The following is an 18,627-nucleotide window of genomic DNA, read 5'->3' as shown; positions in this document are numbered from 1 at the left end:
TTAAAATTTTACAGTTAGACCTAGCGTGTATTTTCTAGCCAAAGGATAATTCTTCCCGTAATCCATCCCCGTACTTATATCAACCGTTTCCGGATCAATACCGGAATAATTCGAGAATGTCAATAAATTCTCACCACTAACAAACAAACGTACCTGTCCCAGCTTTAATTTACGGATGACAACATCAGGCAGGTTATACCCGATGGTCAACGTTTTCAGTTTTAACAAATTGACCTTTTCGACTTCACGATCTATTACCATTCCGGAATAAATCATCGTGTTATTATCTATTTGTAACCGTGCATAATCGGCATGATTATCCCCAGGGTTTTTCCAAAATGTAATTTTATTCAGGTTCAACAATAAAGGATGTAATAAATTGGTATTATCATTCGTTGCCAAAGAATTTTTACAAGTGGTATTAACCATGTGCCGCCCGATCTGGTAGCTCATGGACAAATTCAAATCAAAATTTTTCCACCTGAATTCACTGACAATCCCCCCGCTTATTGTCGGGAGGGCGCTACCCATGTAAACCATGTCATCAAAGAATATTTTGCCATCACCATTCGTATCTATAAATTTATAGTCTCCCGGTTGATAGAAATTGTCCGTACGAATATCAAAATACAAATATTGTCCTACCCCTTGCGTATTGAAATACAACGGCATTTCATCCTGTTTATTGATAAAACCCGCTGTCGGGAATGCGTGTATATCATTCAACGGCTTACCGATAATTCCCACGGAAATATCTTTCCCGTTATACGATTTCTCGAAACGATTCCAGTTTCTTGCCCCGTTTACAGATACTTTCCAATAGAAATTGGGAGTTCGCAATATCTCGTATTTTATCAACAGCTCGATTCCCTCGTTGGATATCGCCGCGGCATTCCGCCATTGACCCGTATACCCATTATAGTTCCCGGGTAAATCGACAGCCCAAAGTAATTTATCGGTGTAGCGATAATAGTAATCGAACGTGATTCCTAACCTGTAATTGAACAAATCCAAATCTAACCCGAAATCATACTGATCGGTCTCTTCCCAAGACAAATCATCATTATACAAACCTCCTTCCCACACGGGTTCCAAGGTTGAATTCCCTTGATGTGCATTACCGGACTCCATCAAGCCTAAAGCTAGAAACGATTGCTCGAAATGTTGCCCGGATCGTCCCCAACTTGCCCGAAATTTTCCAAAAGAAAGCCAATCCGTAAAACGATTCATAAAACTCTCCTCGGTAAAAGTCCACCCGGCAGCGACAGAAGGGAAAGTTCCCCATTTGTTGTTTTTCCCAAAAACAGAACTTCCATCCCGACGGAAGCTGGCAGAAAGCAGATATTTCTTCTTGTAATTATATTCCAAACGTCCGAAATAAGAAATAAGAGTTTTTTCTTCCATATCAGAAATATAACGTTGGAAAGCCACTGTTTCCGAGTAATATCCATAATTCAATTCACCCAAAACAGGAAAACCCGGACGAGAATAATAAATTTTGTCACTAGGAGAATTTTGAGCACTTCCGCCATTATATTCCACTTGATCATACTGATAAGAAAAACCAGCTACCACATTAATGTTGTGATTTTCCTTGATCGTCTTTTGATAAGTCAATAAATTCTCGTTTAAAACCATCAGATTTATTCCTGTTTCTCCAACCGTTTGTGAAAAACCATGCTCATCCAGATAGGAAGGTTGAAAATAATTTCTACGATGAATCGAATAATCAGCGGCTAACGAAGTCGATAGATTTAAACCGTCAAGAACATCATATCCTATTTTGAAATTCGTTCGGATACGAACGGAACGATTCTTTTCTTTCGTTCCTTTCAATTTTTCTAAAACATCATTCCAAACCGCGGAGCCTTCCCCGGGATTGAGCGAACTTAACTCGTAAGGATCACCCGGCACCGTCTCCACGATAGGCGCAGATCCCATTCCTTGTGTTTTCTCCCCCCGCTTTCGGTTCGTTAACGTGGCATTTAAGCGTAAATCGACATTCAATTTCCGGACGGGGATAACATTCATATTCGCGTTCAAATCAATTCTATTGAACCCTGTCCCTCGTAATACCCCCGACTCATCATAATAGCCTAACCCCATTCCATAATACATTCTATCGCTACCACCATAAGTCTGGATATTCGCGTTTGTAATTTTTCCCTTTTCATAATAGATCGGGAAGAAATTTGTCGCGTTATTGTAAAACGAATTCAAACTGTCTTGTAGCACGAGTCCATTACTATTATAGCTTGTTGGAGTGAAAAAATAATCATAAGAACCTCTTTTCGTATCAAATACTTCCCGGTTGGAAGTCGGATATTTATAACGATTCGTTTCCGGATCAAGATAAGCCTTTGAAGGCCCACTTCTTAAAGCCTTTAACCTGAAATCCCGTTCCCCTTTTCCGATAGTTACGGTGGGCAACTCCGGTAATATATTCCAAGACTGCGAAATATTTACAGAAAACGTTGCATTCTGATTTTGACGCCCTTTTTTGGTTGTCACGATAATAACTCCATTCGCAGCCCGAGACCCGTATATTGCCGCGGAAGAAGCATCTTTCAACACTTGAATTGATTCGATCATATCCGGATTGATATCTGCCAAAAGATTTGTTCCGGTAATGGGAGAAGTAAACGAATTCAAAGGAACACCATCCACAACCCACAAAGGATTGGAATATCTCCTATTCTGTTCCACATCCAAAGAATTATAGCCTCGAATAACGATGGCCGTACCTCCTCCACCGGGGGCCCCTGACATATTCGTAATATCCATACCCGCAACACGCCCTTGTAGCAAATTCGCTATACTGGGAGAGGGAATGCCTTTTATTTCATCCGCTTTGATTACCGAAACAGCTCCCGTCATTTCCCTCTTGTTGGTTGTTCCGTAAGCCACAACCACGGCCTCATCCAATGACTGTATATCCTCCTTCATCATCACCCGGATCGTATCCTTCGTGATTTCCGTAAAACTCACTTTTTGAGTTTTATAGCCCACGAAAGAAAACTCCAACACTCCTTTTCGAACGGGTAACATTAACGTGAATATACCCTTGCTATTGGTTGCCGTTCCAACAGTTGAACCTTCCAACCTGACCGTCACTCCCGGCATAGGTTGTTTCTTTTCGTCGGTCACTTTTCCCACTATCTGAAACATATCTTGCCGCACGGCTGACTCTACCCGACGTTTCACCACGATAATGTTATCCCGGAAACTATACGTCAAATCCGTACCTTCAAAAAGACGTTTCAACACATTTTCAACGGTTTCATTTTTTACATCGACAGATACTTTTCCTAATTGATTTGTCTGTTCGGTATTAAAAATAAAATGCAAATCTGTTTGTCGCTGAATCTCATCCAACAACATTTTCACGGTAACTCCCGTCATATTCAGACTGACACGCTCTTGTTGAGCAAACGTGTTCGCCGAAAGTGAGAACGTGAAAAAACACATTAAAAAGAGAAATAATCTCATAATCATCCAAAATTTGTGCTTCCATCCCAAAGGGGATCGAAAGCAAATTCGATTTTTTTCCATACTTTTGTAATTGAGAGTTTAAATTATTTATCCATCAGTCTCACTCCAATAAGACTTATGGGTGGTTAAACTTACGGAGGGTGCTACAACACCTTCCGTTTTTTATTGTGAAACGATAATCGTTCGTTCTTTTATCGAGAATTTCACCCCCGTAGCTTCGGTAATCGCATCCAGAATATTCCGAATTTCCTTGTACCGCTCCAAGTGTCCGGAGAAATGAAGTTCCTTGACGGCCTCCACCTGGTAGAATACATCCACGTCATACCACAAAGAAAGCGTTGCCATAATTTGTTCCAATGTCTCCTCCTCAAACGTGAAAATTCCTCTTGTCCAAGCCGTGTACTGCCGGGCATCCACATCCCGAATCTCGACCGTCCCGCTCTTCCTATCGAAGCAGGCCAATTCTCCCGGTTTCAACACGTACTCCCCGGCAGCAAATGTTTTAATTCCAACTTTCCCTTCCACCAAAACCGTCTCGATCCCTTTCTCCTGATGTGTGTTCACGTTAAATGATGTACCGTAAACCCGTACTTGTATCCTATCCATCACCACGTAAAAAGGCCGGGTAGTATCCGTTTCGACCTCGAAATAAGCCTCCCCGTCCAAATAGACTTTTCGTTCCCGTTGCCCGAATGCCACGGGATATTTGAGGCGCGTGGCAGAATTCAATATTACCCGGGTTCCATCGGCTAAGGTTAACCGGAACTCTCCTCCCCGGGGAATTTTCAACGTATTGAATTTCAATTCTTCCACGTTCAAGACAACCGTACTATCGTACACCAACCCTTGGGTCGTTTGCATGGCTTTCAATCCCTTATCCACCTCTATCTCCCCTTGTTTCATATCTTTTAAAGCTAATGTTTTTCCTCCCGGAAGTTCCAAAGTCGCTTTTACTTGTCCCGGTTCGATCATTTCACTTATTGGTAGTATACTATTCTTTTCTTCCCGATTCAATAACCAAATAGAAAATCCGATCGCCACGGGAACAACAATCGCTGCCACATACTTCAAAACTCGCCTCCACGAATTACGACGCTCTTGCCGGATGTGCTGTTCAAACCGCACCCAACCTCTTTCCATATCAATCTGACAAAACTCCGGGAACTCCTCTGCAAATCGATTACCCTGTTTCATATCCTCGAAAAACCGACGATTTCCATCATTCTGATCAATCCATAGCTCCAACTCCTGCCGTTCCCCTTCGGACAAGGCTCCCGACAAATAAAGCCGAATTAATCGAACTATTCTTTCATCAAAAATATTCATAGTGCTTCTTCATTTTGCACCACATACGACAAGACCCTGAAAAAGGGGTAAACGAAAATGAAAAATTTTAGAGTCTATTCCATTTTCACTCAATAGTCGCAATAATGAACTTGAATGAAATTCAGACAAGGGTATGTCTGACAAAAAATCTAAACAGGCTCTTAAATGACCTTCACCATAACCAGTAAAAAAAATAAATTACCCAATCGTTCTTTTAAAAAACGAACGGCATTCTTTTTATGTGTCTTGACAGTCTCCACGGAAAGAGATAGTAACTCGGCTATTTCTTCATTCTTTTTACCTTGTAAGTGCAATTCAAAAACTTGCCGACAGCGATCGGGCAACTCTTTAACTGCAATGTACAATTCCCGGTAAATTTCTTCTCGCATCAGATTATATTCCCGTTCGCTTTCGTCATCCCGATTTGCCAAGCTATAAGCGACATAGCGATTTTCTACAGCTTTATGTTTCAGGTAGTCCAAGCACCGATTCTGCACGGAATCATACAGAAAAGCCCGGAATCCATGGAAAGAATTATATTTCTTCGGACTCTCCCAGATCGCCACGAATACTTCCTGCACCATATCCTCGGCCACTTCCCGTAAATGAACACGCCTCATGGCATACAACACCAGATAATTATGAAAACGCTCGAATAAAATCCGAAACGCATCAACCTCTTTTGCATTAATTTGCCGGATAAATTTGTCTTCTGAAATATCCATACTACTCTTTCATTGGATCTCCGACAAATATAAAGTATTGTTATCAAGAAACAAAATACAAATTCATACCAACAATCAAACTCATACCAATAAAAAAATTACCAACGAAACAATTAAGAAATTACAAAATACGTTGTCGGTATATCGAAAAATCTAATAAAATTTTTAACTGAATAATTCCCTGCAAATATCTCCTACACGAGAAACAAACTTTACTTTTATATGAGCGGGAACTTTGGTCAAAGCTTTTTTATTTCCTGACGGAACGAATATTTGTTGGAAACCCAGTTTTTCAGCCTCTAAGATACGTTGCTCTATACGGCTGACCGCACGAATCTCTCCGGACAAACCTACTTCTCCGGCAAACACCGTGCTTGTGGGTATCGAGGCATCAATATTTGAAGAGAGTACCGCCATAACAACCCCCAGATCCAAAGCCGGATCACTCACCCGGATTCCCCCGGCTATGTTCAGAAATACGTCCTTCGCCGCCAAGCGGAATCCAACCCGTTTTTCCAGTACCGCCAGTAACATATTCAATCGTCGCGTATCAAAGCCCGTTGCCGACCGTTGGGGCGTTCCGTAAGCCGCCGTGCTTACCAATGCCTGCACTTCCAATAAAATAGTTCTAACGCCTTCCATAGTAGCAGAAACGGCCACGCCACTTAAATCCTGATCATGGTTGGATAATAATAATTCGGAGGGGTTAGCCACCTGACGCAACCCGGACTGTAACATTTCATATATACCGATTTCGGATGTTGATCCGAAACGGTTTTTCATGGATCGCAAAATACGGTACATGTGTTGTTGATCCCCCTCAAACTGCAACACAGTATCCACCATGTGTTCCAGAATCTTGGGACCTGCCAGTTGACCGTCTTTCGTGATATGCCCGATCAGAATCGTGGTAATCGTATTTTCTTTGGAATAACGTAATAATACATTCGTACACTCCCGGATTTGCGACAAACTACCCGGAATAGCATCCACGCTCTCCGTCGCCAAGGTTTGTATAGAATCAATAATCAACAATTTAGGTTCTAACGCACGGGAATGTTCCAACACGGTTTCCAGTGAATTCCCCGAAAGGAACAAACAATCGTCATTCTCGGCTCCCAAACGCTGCGCCCGCATTTTGATCTGCGATACACTTTCCTCTCCTGACACGTAAAGTACTTTCCCACAACGATTGTGTAAAGCAAACTGCAAGACCAAGGTCGATTTACCGATACCCGGTTCCCCTCCCAACAGGATCATAGAACCCGGCACGATACCTCCTCCTAACACCCGGTTTAACTCCCCGTCACCAGTATCCATACGCTCGTCAGCATTGGTTTTCACCTCCGATAACCGCAAGGGTCTTGAAGAATTTCCCCCCACGATAGATGCCGTCCGGTTTCCCTTCACGGAAACTTCCACCTCCTCCACAAAACTATTCCATTCCCCGCAAGTGGAACATTTTCCTACCCACTTTGATTCTTTTGCCCCACAATTTTGACAAACATATATCGTTTTCGACTTGGCCATAACAATTGAAAATTGAAAACTGAAAATTGAAAATGATTAATTCTCAATATTCAATTTGGTTGTTTTTAATCAAAAATTTCATCTGCGAAATCGGATTCAGTGACCACGCCTTCTCGGTCGTCGGCACAATCAAGAACTTTATTCACACCATTAGGTTTTTCGAAATCACGCTGCGGAACGGCAAGGGATTTATCGGCATACACTTTTTGCATGAACAAAGCCCAAATCGGGAGAGCCATGCTAGCCCCCTGACCATTTGCTAAATTTTGAAAATGAATAGAACGATCTTCCGCACCCACCCATACTCCTCCGGCGAGATCGGGAGTAATACCGATAAACCAACCATCCGAGTGATTCTGAGTTGTACCCGTCTTTCCTCCTATCTGGTTAGTAAACTTATAGCGATAGCGTAAACGAATACCCGTACCTTCATTCACGACTCCCTGCAACAAATTTGCCATCAAGAAAGCTGTATTTTCGGTAATTACCTCATGAGATTCCGGGTAGAAATTAGCTAACACGTTTCCATATTTATCTTCGATCTTCGTTACCATCGTCGGTGCATTATAAACTCCCTTATTGGCATATATCGAGAAGGCCCCGACCATTTCTTTCACGGAAACCTCCGAGGAACCCAAGAAAATAGCAGGTACAGGGTCTATAAAACTACTTATACCCATCCGATGAGCCATCTGCACGACAGCTTCCGGGGTAAATTGTTTCAACACCCAACCGGAAATATTATTCACCGAATTCGCTAATCCCCACTTCAAGGTCACCATCTCCCCTTCCCGTTTATCGGTAGAATTTCGAGGAGTCCAAGTTGTTCCATCCGGCAAAACAAAAGTTTGCTGCACGTTCAACACCTTATCACAGGGCCCCAGCCCCTCCTGCATGGCCAACGTGTAGAGAATCGGTTTAATGGTCGATCCGATCTGACGCTTTCCGGTACTTACCATATCATACTGGAAATAACGGTAATCGGGGCCACCCACGTAAGCCTTGATATGCCCCGTTGAAGGCTCCATCGCCATAAATCCGGCACGGAAGAATGATTTATAATGTTTCAACGAATCCAATGGAGTCATGGTCGTATCCCGTACACCTTTCCACGTGAAAACAGACATGGGAACCGGTTTCTGGAATTCTTTCTTTATCTCCTGAAAACTCTTACCAGCCTTATTCATGGAACGATAACGCTCTGTTCGCTTGATAGAAGTATTCAAGATTTCATCAATTTCGGCCACCGTTAAATCATTTGAAAAAGGCGGATGAGCTTTTTTACTTCTCTCGGCCATAAAAGTCGGTTGCAAAGTACCACCCAAATGTTCTGTTACAGCCTCTTCCGCGTATTTCTGCATCCGAGAATCCAATGTCGTGTAAATCTTTAACCCATCTGCATAAATATTATAATGTGAACCGTCCGATTTTAGATTCTTATTACACCACCCATAAAGCGGGTTCGTTTCCCAAGCCAATGAATCTACCGCGTATTGATCTTTACTCCACCGACTATAATTCTTTTTCTCCGGCTTTGAAGCAGTCATATACAAACGCAGATATTCACGGAAATAAGTCGCAATACCTTCCTTATGATCTTCCTTATGGAAATCCAATCCCAAAGGCAATACTTTCAAAGAATCGAATTCAGCCTGAGAAATCTTATCATATTTCAACATCTGACTCAACACCACGTTCCGACGTCCCAAAGTCTTGTCCGGGCGACGTACCGGATTAAAGAGAGAAGGATTCTTCGCCATTCCCACCAACATCGCGGCTTGTTCTACCCGTAACGAGTCAGGAGTTGTCGAAAAATAAATATTAGCCGCAGAATTGATCCCCACAGCCAAATTCAAAAAGTCAAACTTATTAAGATACATCGTGATGATCTCTTCCTTCGTGTAACTTTTTTCCAATTTCACGGCAATCACCCACTCCCGGAATTTACGCATCGCTAATTCCACGAAATCCTGATTGGCCTCCCGCGGAAATAGCATCTTTGCCAACTGCTGAGTAATCGTACTCCCCCCTCCGGCCGCAGAATTCCCGGTCACCATTCCTTTAGCCACGCGGAACAGCCCGCGCACGTCAATACCGCTATGATCATAGAAACGCACATCCTCCGTGGCAATCAAAGCATCAATAACACTTTGTGGAATATCATGATAATCCATATATCGACGGTTTTCACTCCCCTCGAAATACTTTCCTATAATCTTCCCGTCTTCAGAATAAATCTCCGTGGCAAATTTATTGTTTGGGTTTTCCAACTCCTCGAACGTGGGCATAAAACCTAATTTACCGGCCGAAACCAAGTAAAAAAAGAAAAATATTCCCAAGACAAAAACAATAAACAGCCCCCAGAAAATGGCAAAGTCTTTCCAATATTTTTTTAGCATCTGCATTCGTTTTAATTTCAACTTGCAAAGTTAGAAAATAAATCTATATCCGGGATTACTTCTCCACCCCTATGACAATCTTTATATTATTTACCACGCAGTCATTGGCCTTGAATTCAATAATCATCCCAGAATGTGTCCACGATGTCTGAAAATCCCGATCCTTCAATTCTCCCGCTTTTAAAGGAAAAGAACGACGGAAGCGCACGCTGTTACCTTCCCCGTCCTCTTTTATAACCAATATCGCATCGCAATCCAATTCTCCCTCCACCTTCACGTGAAGCATTCTCGGTGTTTCCGTTTTCGTATTATACACGAAAGTCTCCGTCTGTTTTCCGTGGATCGTAAACGTCTGCTCCTCAACAATACCACCCCCCGACGATCTCATCCAGACATATATTCCGAGCACCAATAAAACTAAAACAGCGCACACGTAGAGAATCTTTCGTAAATTCTTATTCTTCATATTTGTCAATTTATCTATTCATTTTTTGTACCGCATTCAAAACAAAAGTAATAGAAAATACTGTATGACGTTATAATGTAGAGTCAACAAGCAAGCACAAATTTATAAAATGCTTTTAAAGAATTCTTTTGGGGGAGTAGAAAACTTCAATTTTCCCCTCTGTATTCTGTTAATTTTATATTGAAGATACCCAATAGAAGACAATTTTCACCGCACATTTACCATCCGGACATGATCTAGACAAATTCAACTTCAGCTAAGGGATGACTGTTTCGCACACGAAGGAACTCATATGGATGGAGCTATCCTACATTATTATACCCATACTAGTTGAACAATAGACAGGGAGGCAAGAAAATTCCTTGCCTCCCTCCACTTTACACGCATCCAACAATGTTATTTTTCATCTCTTCATATCAAATCTCTGATTATTAACCCATAAAAATAGCTTGATGCATGATTAATATGCATCTAATCCTGCCAATTTTATGCCAAAAAAAGTTCTGTAAGTTTGATCATAAAGCGTAAATCTCAAATACTGAGCTTCAGTAACCTCTTTGAAATCCAAGTAAGTTGCTTCTCCATTGCTAACGCCTATCGTGTTTGTTTCCACGTGAGTTGCACTTCTCCATTGCAATTTATCCAAAGAGTATTCAATTTTTATTACATCGGGCATAAAACTCCGGCTTAATTGGTCTCTAGGGGTAAATAAATTTTGCAGAACCCGTACCCCGGAAATTCTTTTAACCTCTTGCATATCCACCTCTATCGTATAGGTTCCTGGTGCCGTAGATTTCATTCCCGGATACCAAAACGTTTCAGCATCACCATCGAACAGGTCTCCTAAACTACTATCCTCATCTTCTAAACATCGGTACGTCCAATCTTTTTCATCCATAAATTCCACGGTAGGAGGGGTATTTTTATTACCCTCTTCTTGTAGGTAAGCGGGAACTTCTTTTGGAAAATAATGTTTACTGTAACGGTGTACGGTCAACTGATTCAATTCATGCAAGACATCAAGCGTGAATAAAGAACGTTCCATATCGAGTAACTTAGAATAAGCCGTATCTTGTTGCACGACATTCATATATCGCCCTTTCCCCAAGATAAGAGTTTTTAATTGAGGCATATTCAACAAATCTTCAAAAGAATTCAGATTATAATCGAATTCGAATTCATCCAACGAATTGATCCACTCATCCGTGATCTCGCTTTGTCCGTATTTCTCTTTTGCCCATTGTTTAAAATCACTTGTGTAAAATTTTTCATGCAAAAGAATATACGGATCAAATGTAATTAAATCCTCACACCCCTCCACACGACCTCTCCTGTAAACCGAAATCTCTTTCGTCGGATCAATGGCATTCGGCAACAAATAGTATTTATTATTTTTTACAAAATCAGCCGTTAACTCGATATGCTCCAATTCTCCTTCCGGTGTGTAATAATTCAACGAAGCCGAATCAACATTATTCTGCCAATCTGAAAAAAACAAGATCAAACGATCCTTTATATATGCGTGTTTCGATACCACTCGTGTAAAAGAACGAATCACCTCATGTTCCTCCGTATATGGTCTCGCGTACGAGGGCAAAGACAAGGAAGTATTGCCATTCTTATCAACACCGAAAACCGATATTTCATAATTCCCATCTTCCAGATTTTTAATATTACATTCCGAAACATCTTTTGCAAGCAACGTATCCTTACGTACCCCGTTCAAATTCCATTGCACTTTTACATTGACAATCGCGGGATCCACGCTGTTCGTCCATTTCACTAACAGGCGTTTCCATCCGGGATGCACGGATACACCCGTCGCTTTCCCTAAATAACGAATCGCCCCGTCTCCGGCATAATCCTTATACGTATCTTCCAAATCCTCACAGCCGATTGCCAAGCAAGCAGCAAATAGTAAAAATAAATGTATCTTGAATTTCATAATTTACTCCTTTCCTACATAAAGTTCAAACTCATGAAACGTCACATGTTGGGCCGTATTATAATCATTATCATTTGCGGCAAAAAAAGTTTTGTTGACAACAACTTTCACGTATTGATAATGTTTTTCCATAATCGGGAAATCAATGGATAAATAGCAGGGATCAGCCCGTTGCACTTCCAACTCAGTAGAATAAGCCATATCCAAATACTTACTATTTTTGCAACGTGCAGCCCATCTTAAATCGAAATCCAAATCACTCGGTTCGTCATAATGTCCTACCTCATCCCAATCAATTCGATCATTCGAGGCATAAATTGTGATGTCGCAAGGTACTCTGTTTTCATAGGCATTAGCAAAAATTCCAAAGAAAGGACGACTCAAATTCAATATGGTATAAAATCGCACTCCCGCCAATTGTTTTGCCTCTTTCAAATCGAGTTCAAACAACGTTTTTCCAAAACAGTTAGGACCGGCAATATAAGTTCCCATATAATTTGAGGTTCCCCCCATACTCGTAAAACCTTTTAAATCACCGTCAAACAGATAATTCTTACTTATGGCGTTTGTCTTATCTTCTATACCAAGCCCCTCAGGATCTGAATACACAAATAATGCCGTATCCAATTTCATCGTATTGTATGATTTCACATCTTGCCATATTTGCTGTTTTACCGTGTATCCCCGGAAATCTTCCGTCCGCACAATCACGGTATGAGCCAAAGCCTCCTGTTGTGTTTTCAAATTCAAGCTATCCTTCCCGGCCTTAAAAGAAAAACTCTTCACTAGTAACGTGTCCGGTTCTTGGGTCAATGGATTTTCTCCCACATAAAACACGTGTGCCATTCCCTTCCCTCCTGCCGGTACGTTGTATGAAATCGAAAAACCGTTCCAACCCGATTTTACCTTAAGCTCATTGAAAAAAGCAAACGGCCCTGAATCCTGCGTATCAAAAGTAATTTTAAGCGGTTCTGATTCAATTCCATTCCGATCGCAAAGCGTTACAACAGCCTCTACACCTTGACGTCCCTCGTTAAATCCGTGCAAAAGCAATGAATCGCACGCATAACTTCCTTCCCGCATGATTTCCTGTTTGAAATCATCCTTATAACGCACCCGGATCGCCATGACGTCCAGATCGGAAGGCAAAGTATAGTACATAACTGCCCCTCCCGGAACCGGACGAATCTGGCGTATATTCTCTTGTGAAATATTAACCTTGAATACGTTATCGCTCTTTTCGCATGAGCAAAACAATGCGAATATGCATAATAAATAAATATATTTTCTCATAATTACGTATTAACTTGATCATTACCAATTGGGATTCTGTACACAATTCGTTTTCAAAACTTCTTCGGCCCGAAGAGGGAACAAATAATCTCTCGGAGCTGCAAAAGCGCGTTTTTTCCATACAGGAACAGGTTCACTATAATGGTTATAAAATACCTCGGCACTATTTCCTAAAATATTCCAACCGTATAGAGGTTCGTTCAATTCCTGCTCGGCAGTCAACCAACGGCGTAAATTCCAAAAGCGTCTTCCTTCAAATGCAAACTCGATGTTCCATTCCCGGCGAATAATTTCCCGCATTCCTGCCTTCGTTTTTATTTTATTCGGCTCATTGGAATAACTTATCCAAGAAGTTTCGAGATCCGGGATACCTGCACGTTTGCGTATTTCATTTAATGGCGCATAAACATGTTCATAATCAGGAATTTCCAAATATTCATTCCAAGCCTCGGCTTTCATCAAGTAAAGCTCCGCCAAACGCCATACAATGGCAACATTCCCGTTTAATCCATCTGCACCATAACGAGCCGGCTTTACGTTTGTGTAGGTACCTTTTTTCATCCAATAACCGGTCAAATTCTGCGGCACGGAATTATTGATTACAGTAGACTGAGTACCGAATCTTTCCCCTTGATAGGCCATAACCAATGTTAAATCCGTGGTACTCGGTCCCATCTGCCAGTAACAACGGTCCGCAGCGATATGAGCATAAAAACGGGGTTCCCGTCTTAAATGCAAATTCAATACATCCATATTCAAAGGAACTACATCCCTATAATCCGGAGCAATTTCTTTCCCCATCTGGTAACGGGCACCATAAGACCATTCTTTATCCGACTCTATGGGTAATCCATGATTCGTGTAATAAAATTCCACCATTTTCATGCTGGGTGCGAAACACCCTTGATTTGAAGTTGCATAGTCGGGATCCGTACTTCGGAAATAAGGCAAAGTTTTAAAAGACCAGAATGTAGAAGTGCTAGACATTTGCGGCATAAACATTTGCAAAGCCTCGTCATGTTCGAAATTTCTCGCCAATACGGAATATTCAATATCTGCCATTTTACTAAGCAACGTGGTTGCTTTTATATTTCCTTCCACTAATTTTTTCCCGTTCTGTAAAGCGATATCGATAGCCTCCTCGGTTGCTTCTGCCGCCTTCTTCCATTTTTCCGGGTCATACTCGGAATTAAAAAGATGTTCTCCCGCTTTATTGACAAAATTCGCATAGTTCTTATTCCCGTTAAACATGGGGGAAGCAGCAAGCAACAACGTCTGAGCCTTTAAAGCTGCCGCACCTTCTTTACAATAGTACCCCTTGTGCGACATGTCTTTTTGATTAAAAGGAGGCAAAACAGGTATGGCCTCATCCAGCAAACGCACGATAGTATTCACGCAACTGTCGATAGGAGATCTCGGCAATTGCATTTTCTCCACGTCAGCATTAACATCTATATTTTCCGGAACCAAAATAATCGGTCCATAACGACGCATCAGTTCAAAATAATAATGAGCCTTTAACGCTTTAATCTCTGCCGTCCAGATATTTTTTTCAACCTGTTCCATATTATAAACGTGGCCGATATTCTCAAAAAAGACATTGCAATAACGGATAGCAGCATAAAACTGAGTGTTCTTCCATACATTGCCATAAGGCTCCTGTGACATTTGCAGACCATCCCCTATAAAGAATCCTTCAAAGGCAGGATACTGATTCCTAACATATTCTCCGGCAACCACCTCATCGGCTCCCGTAAAAGCAGGACTAGACATAACCGAAGTCACAGGTGCCGTTAAAAACACATGGCATGTTTTCATCCAATCTTCTGCCTGTTCACGTTTCTCGAATATTGTCTCTATCGTTTCAATATCGTTTTCGGGTACGACATTCAAGTAATTACAACCGTTTAAGATTAGTAATGAAAGGATTGTCGCAAAATTCAAATATTTCATTTTTATATTCATAATATCAGAAACTAAATGTTAAACCAGCTGTATAACTCTTTTGTATCGGATAATTAAATCCATTCTCTCCTAGCTCCACATCCCAAACTTTGAAATTTGAAATCATAAACGGATTGTTAGCCCGAACAAAAAGTTTCACGTATTGCAATTTCCACTTATTCATCAACGTCTGGGGCAGGTTATATGCCAGTTCCATTTGCGTGCAACGCAAAAACGAACATTCCCGCATGAAATAAGTACTCTTGCGTACTTCCGCATTATTGGAATTATACCAATCCTCTTGAGGATTATGTGCTATAATATTCTTTGTTGAAAGGCGCGGCCAAAAAGGTCTGCTACTCATGTTATCTTCTGACCAATGCGAATCACAAATTTTTTGTAACATGGCATTATTCCCGGAAAATGGAGAGATTTTTTTGGGATCTATGAAGAACGAACGTTTACCCGATCCTTGGAAGGCGATATTAAATTCCAAATTTTTGTAGTTGAAAAATCCTTGGAACCCGTAAATCAATCGTGGAGTTTCCGGAAAACCGATATGGGTGGCATCCTCCACGTTAATCACTCCATCTCCGTTCAAATCCCGGTAACGTATATCTCCGGGCATCACGTCCCCACCCTGGGTCGGGGAGTTATCAATCTCTGCCTGATCACGAAACAACCCCTCGGCGATATAACCGATTTGTTGGGATATTTCCTGTCCTTTCATGCGTTGCCAATCGGGTTTACCCGTAGCCTCTTCGATTTCTTTGTAAACCGATTTACTATACGTTAATGTCCCATTCAAAATCATCCAAAGATCTTTTGAAAAAGCATGTTGTATTTTTCCTGAAAAATCGATTCCTCTCATACGAGACTTTCCGATATTATCCAAAGGAGCAATCTCCACTCCGGCTGAAGAAGGAAGCGTAGTTCTCGTACCGATCACATTATGGCGTATTTCCTGAAATGCATCCAACGTAAATTCCAAAATTCCACCGAACATTTTGGTCTCCACTCCGAAATTAAGCTGCTCGGCAATTTCCCATTGAATGTCATTGTTGGTGTAAGCGGAAATAAGATAACGGTAATAATTCATTCCACCGCCCGGTTGTGGATCTTGATATTTGGTTGACGCTCTTTCTATTGTCGGTAAGAATACGAAACGCGGGGTTGACACGATACCGTCATTACCGACCTGACCATAAGATGCCCTGAATTTCAAATAGGAAAGCCATTTTGAAATGGATTGCATGAAAGGCTCACTCGAAGCCACCCAAGCCACCCCCCCAGCCGGGAAAAATCCCATTCGATTATCTTCGGCAAAACGCTCCGATCCGTTATACCCGAAGCTACCTTCAATAAAATAACGGTCTTTGTATCCGTAACTACCACGCATAGAGAATGTCAAATTTCGTTGAGGCATACCGTTCAGAACACTTTGAATCGGGGTGAACGTCTTCTCCTGCATTTGAAATACCCCGGTCAATGAAGTCTGGTGATCTTTCCAAGCGGCCGTATGCAAGAGACGAGCTTCATAAGTTACCTGCGTTTGTGTTGTTGAAGAGTTATCACTGACCGACAAAGTACGAACAGAGTATTCAGGATTTATGGCACGCAAGGTATGCGTTCCTTTTTCAAAATCATAATTCAGCAAACTGTATTTGTAAGGACTAGTCGCGAAAGAGGTAGTATAATAACCGGATTGAACCCAGGATACGCTTGCCCGCAATTCAAGCCCTTTAAGCAACGATGACAAATTATGAATATATTCAGCCCGGTTACTTGTCGAATAACGCGTTCTTTCCGTATATCCTTGGTGCAACAACATGTATGGATTGGTTGCACTAGCTTCCGTTGTTCCGAAGCGTAAATGCGGCCAATTATAATAACTATCCCCCGGATAGAGAGGAGCGAAATCCACTGGAGAAGCCGCAAAAGCCAAACCATAGGCTGCAGTCATATTGGTTAATGGACCATGGTATTTATCTAACGTTGCCGATGAATTGATCAATAATTTAATACCGGCTTTCAAGTCAATATTTAAATTCGCACGGAATGATGTTTGATTATTCGAAATATTACAATCAAAATCATTCAATTTATCCGTCTTCAGCATACCCATATCCCGGACGTAATTCACGGAAGTATAATACTGAATCACTTTTGATCCTCCGCGAATACTAATCCCAGCGTGGTGATTCACATTATAATTTTTAAACATGAGATTATACCAGTCATTCGCCGGGTAAACCCAGGAAGGATATTTACCGGAAGCCGTACGATTAATGACTTCCTCGCTATACTTGGGTGTTGATAACTGACCACGTCCGACTCCAGCCTGATTATACATTCTCATATACGTAATCGGATCTACCACGTCAATCTCTTTCGTTGGCATAGAAAAAACAGCCTCGTAGCGAGCTGAAGCATAAACACTTCCTTCTTCTCCTTTCTTCGTGGTCACCATAATTACGCCATTCGCACCACGCGCACCGTACATGGCCGTGGCTGATGCATCCTTCAACACGGAAAAAGTTTCAATATCTTCTGGAGCTATACGCGACAAATCCAGTTTGGAAGATTCTACCCCGTCAATCAATATCAACGGATCTATATTCGCTCCCGTTTGAAAAGAAGTAATACCACGGATATAAAATTTCGTGTTCATCTCCTCTTCCGTCAACGCTCCCGGGATACCTCCTGTCTGCCAAGCAATCATACCGGGGATTCGACCGGCAAAACTCGTTGTCAAATCACTGCTTGAAGATTTCAAATCCATCGGGCGAACGGTAGAGATCGCTGATACTACGCTTTCTTTCTTCTGTGTTCCGAAAGCCACGACAGTCACTTCTTCTATATTTTCCGCCGTGGGGTTTAACGCTATATTTAGCCGTGTTTTCCCTTTAACCGGCACTGTTTCCGTTTTATAACCGATGAAAGAAATTTGTAATATATCATCCGGCCTCACGGTAAGCGTGTATTTACCATCTATATCAGTAGCAACACCTTGAGTCGTTCCATGAATAATTACAGTTGCCCCAGGAATAGGATTTCCCTTATCATCAGTAACCTTACCACTAATTGTACTCATCGGTGTACTCTTTACTTCTTGTTGCCGGACAATAGCTATATTATTCCCCGTGATCTTGTAAGTAAAACCCGAATCTTTAAAAATTACATCCAACACCTCTTTTAAGGTTGTTTGTTGAACTTTGATTGTTACCGGCTTAAATTGTTCCAATTGTGCCTTCTCATAGGCAAAGTTAACTCCCGTTTGTTTCTGAATCTCTAATAATACATCAATTAATGGAGTATTCCTCTGATCAAGCGTAACTCTTTTAGAAGTAACATCTTGAGCATGGACATTCGTAAATCCTAACAGCAAACATACCACAAGGCACAACTTACAGAAAGAACCACCACCATTGTGAAATAGTAAATTTTTTTTCATAACTTTGTTTTAAATATTTAATGTAATTAATCGGTTCATATGTGTCGAAAATA

Annotated in this window: 10 protein-coding genes; all 10 read right to left on the bottom strand. The window is 41.4% G+C overall.

Going from position 1 to position 18,627, the window contains the following annotated elements; all coding sequences use genetic code 11:
* The 10 genes from DWW52_RS09045 to DWW52_RS09000 all read right to left on the bottom strand — a co-directional run bounded on the left by DWW52_RS09045 (position 1) and on the right by DWW52_RS09000 (position 18,574).
* Positions 1-3,489 (bottom strand): SusC/RagA family TonB-linked outer membrane protein, encoded by a 3,489-nt coding sequence (locus tag DWW52_RS09045; RefSeq protein WP_118715344.1) that lies wholly within the window; start codon positions 3,487-3,489, stop codon positions 1-3.
* 165 nt (positions 3,490-3,654) lie between these two features.
* The gene (locus tag DWW52_RS09040; RefSeq protein ID WP_118715164.1) at positions 3,655-4,818 is read right to left on the bottom strand and encodes a FecR domain-containing protein; all 1,164 of its coding nucleotides are present in this window, start codon (positions 4,816-4,818) and stop codon (positions 3,655-3,657) included.
* Positions 4,819-4,979: 161 nt separating this feature from the next.
* A complete protein-coding gene (locus DWW52_RS09035) occupies positions 4,980-5,543 on the bottom strand; it encodes an RNA polymerase sigma-70 factor (protein ID WP_118715163.1) in 564 nt (187 codons plus the stop codon).
* Between the two features lie 165 nt (positions 5,544-5,708).
* Positions 5,709-7,073 carry a DNA repair protein RadA gene (gene radA, locus DWW52_RS09030; RefSeq protein ID WP_118715162.1) on the bottom strand — a complete coding sequence of 455 codons (1,365 nt, stop codon included), beginning with the start codon at positions 7,071-7,073 and terminating at the stop codon, positions 5,709-5,711.
* 65 nt (positions 7,074-7,138) lie between these two features.
* Positions 7,139-9,472 carry a transglycosylase domain-containing protein gene (locus DWW52_RS09025; RefSeq protein WP_199691977.1) on the bottom strand — a complete coding sequence of 778 codons (2,334 nt, stop codon included), beginning with the start codon at positions 9,470-9,472 and terminating at the stop codon, positions 7,139-7,141.
* A gap of 55 nt (positions 9,473-9,527) precedes the next feature.
* Positions 9,528-9,938, bottom strand: a complete 411-nt coding sequence (locus DWW52_RS09020) for a hypothetical protein (protein ID WP_118715160.1) — start codon at positions 9,936-9,938, stop codon at positions 9,528-9,530.
* Between the two features lie 460 nt (positions 9,939-10,398).
* Complete coding sequence (locus DWW52_RS09015; protein WP_118715159.1) at positions 10,399-11,883, bottom strand: DUF4998 domain-containing protein; 1,485 nt, start codon at positions 11,881-11,883, stop codon at positions 10,399-10,401.
* Positions 11,884-11,886: 3 nt separating this feature from the next.
* Positions 11,887-13,176 carry a DUF4959 domain-containing protein gene (locus DWW52_RS09010; protein ID WP_118715158.1) on the bottom strand — a complete coding sequence of 430 codons (1,290 nt, stop codon included), beginning with the start codon at positions 13,174-13,176 and terminating at the stop codon, positions 11,887-11,889.
* Positions 13,177-13,197: 21 nt separating this feature from the next.
* Positions 13,198-15,129: a RagB/SusD family nutrient uptake outer membrane protein gene (locus DWW52_RS09005; protein ID WP_118715343.1), complete on the bottom strand. Its 1,932-nt coding sequence runs from the start codon at positions 15,127-15,129 to the stop codon at positions 13,198-13,200.
* Between the two features lie 16 nt (positions 15,130-15,145).
* Positions 15,146-18,574: a TonB-dependent receptor gene (locus tag DWW52_RS09000; protein WP_118715157.1), complete on the bottom strand. Its 3,429-nt coding sequence runs from the start codon at positions 18,572-18,574 to the stop codon at positions 15,146-15,148.
* Between the last annotated feature and the right edge of the window lie 53 nt (positions 18,575-18,627).

This window comes from Odoribacter sp. AF15-53 (assembly GCF_003479425.1).
Classification (GTDB): Bacteria; Bacteroidota; Bacteroidia; order Bacteroidales; family Marinifilaceae; genus Butyricimonas.
The sequence above is the reverse complement of the archived record's forward strand: the minus strand, read 5'-3'. Positions and strand labels throughout refer to the sequence as shown.

Coding starts and splice junctions, on each gene's coding strand:
- DWW52_RS09020 (WP_118715160.1), bottom strand. CDS start 9,938: ATGAAGAATAAGAATTTACGAAAGATTCTCTACGTGTGCGCTGTTTTA.
- DWW52_RS09005 (WP_118715343.1), bottom strand. CDS start 15,129: ATGAAATATTTGAATTTTGCGACAATCCTTTCATTACTAATCTTAAAC.
- DWW52_RS09000 (WP_118715157.1), bottom strand. CDS start 18,574: ATGAAAAAAAATTTACTATTTCACAATGGTGGTGGTTCTTTCTGTAAG.
- DWW52_RS09015 (WP_118715159.1), bottom strand. CDS start 11,883: ATGAAATTCAAGATACATTTATTTTTACTATTTGCTGCTTGCTTGGCA.
- radA (WP_118715162.1), bottom strand. CDS start 7,073: ATGGCCAAGTCGAAAACGATATATGTTTGTCAAAATTGTGGGGCAAAA.
- DWW52_RS09040 (WP_118715164.1), bottom strand. CDS start 4,818: ATGAATATTTTTGATGAAAGAATAGTTCGATTAATTCGGCTTTATTTG.
- DWW52_RS09010 (WP_118715158.1), bottom strand. CDS start 13,176: ATGAGAAAATATATTTATTTATTATGCATATTCGCATTGTTTTGCTCA.
- DWW52_RS09045 (WP_118715344.1), bottom strand. CDS start 3,489: ATGAGATTATTTCTCTTTTTAATGTGTTTTTTCACGTTCTCACTTTCG.
- DWW52_RS09035 (WP_118715163.1), bottom strand. CDS start 5,543: ATGGATATTTCAGAAGACAAATTTATCCGGCAAATTAATGCAAAAGAG.
- DWW52_RS09025 (WP_199691977.1), bottom strand. CDS start 9,472: ATGCTAAAAAAATATTGGAAAGACTTTGCCATTTTCTGGGGGCTGTTT.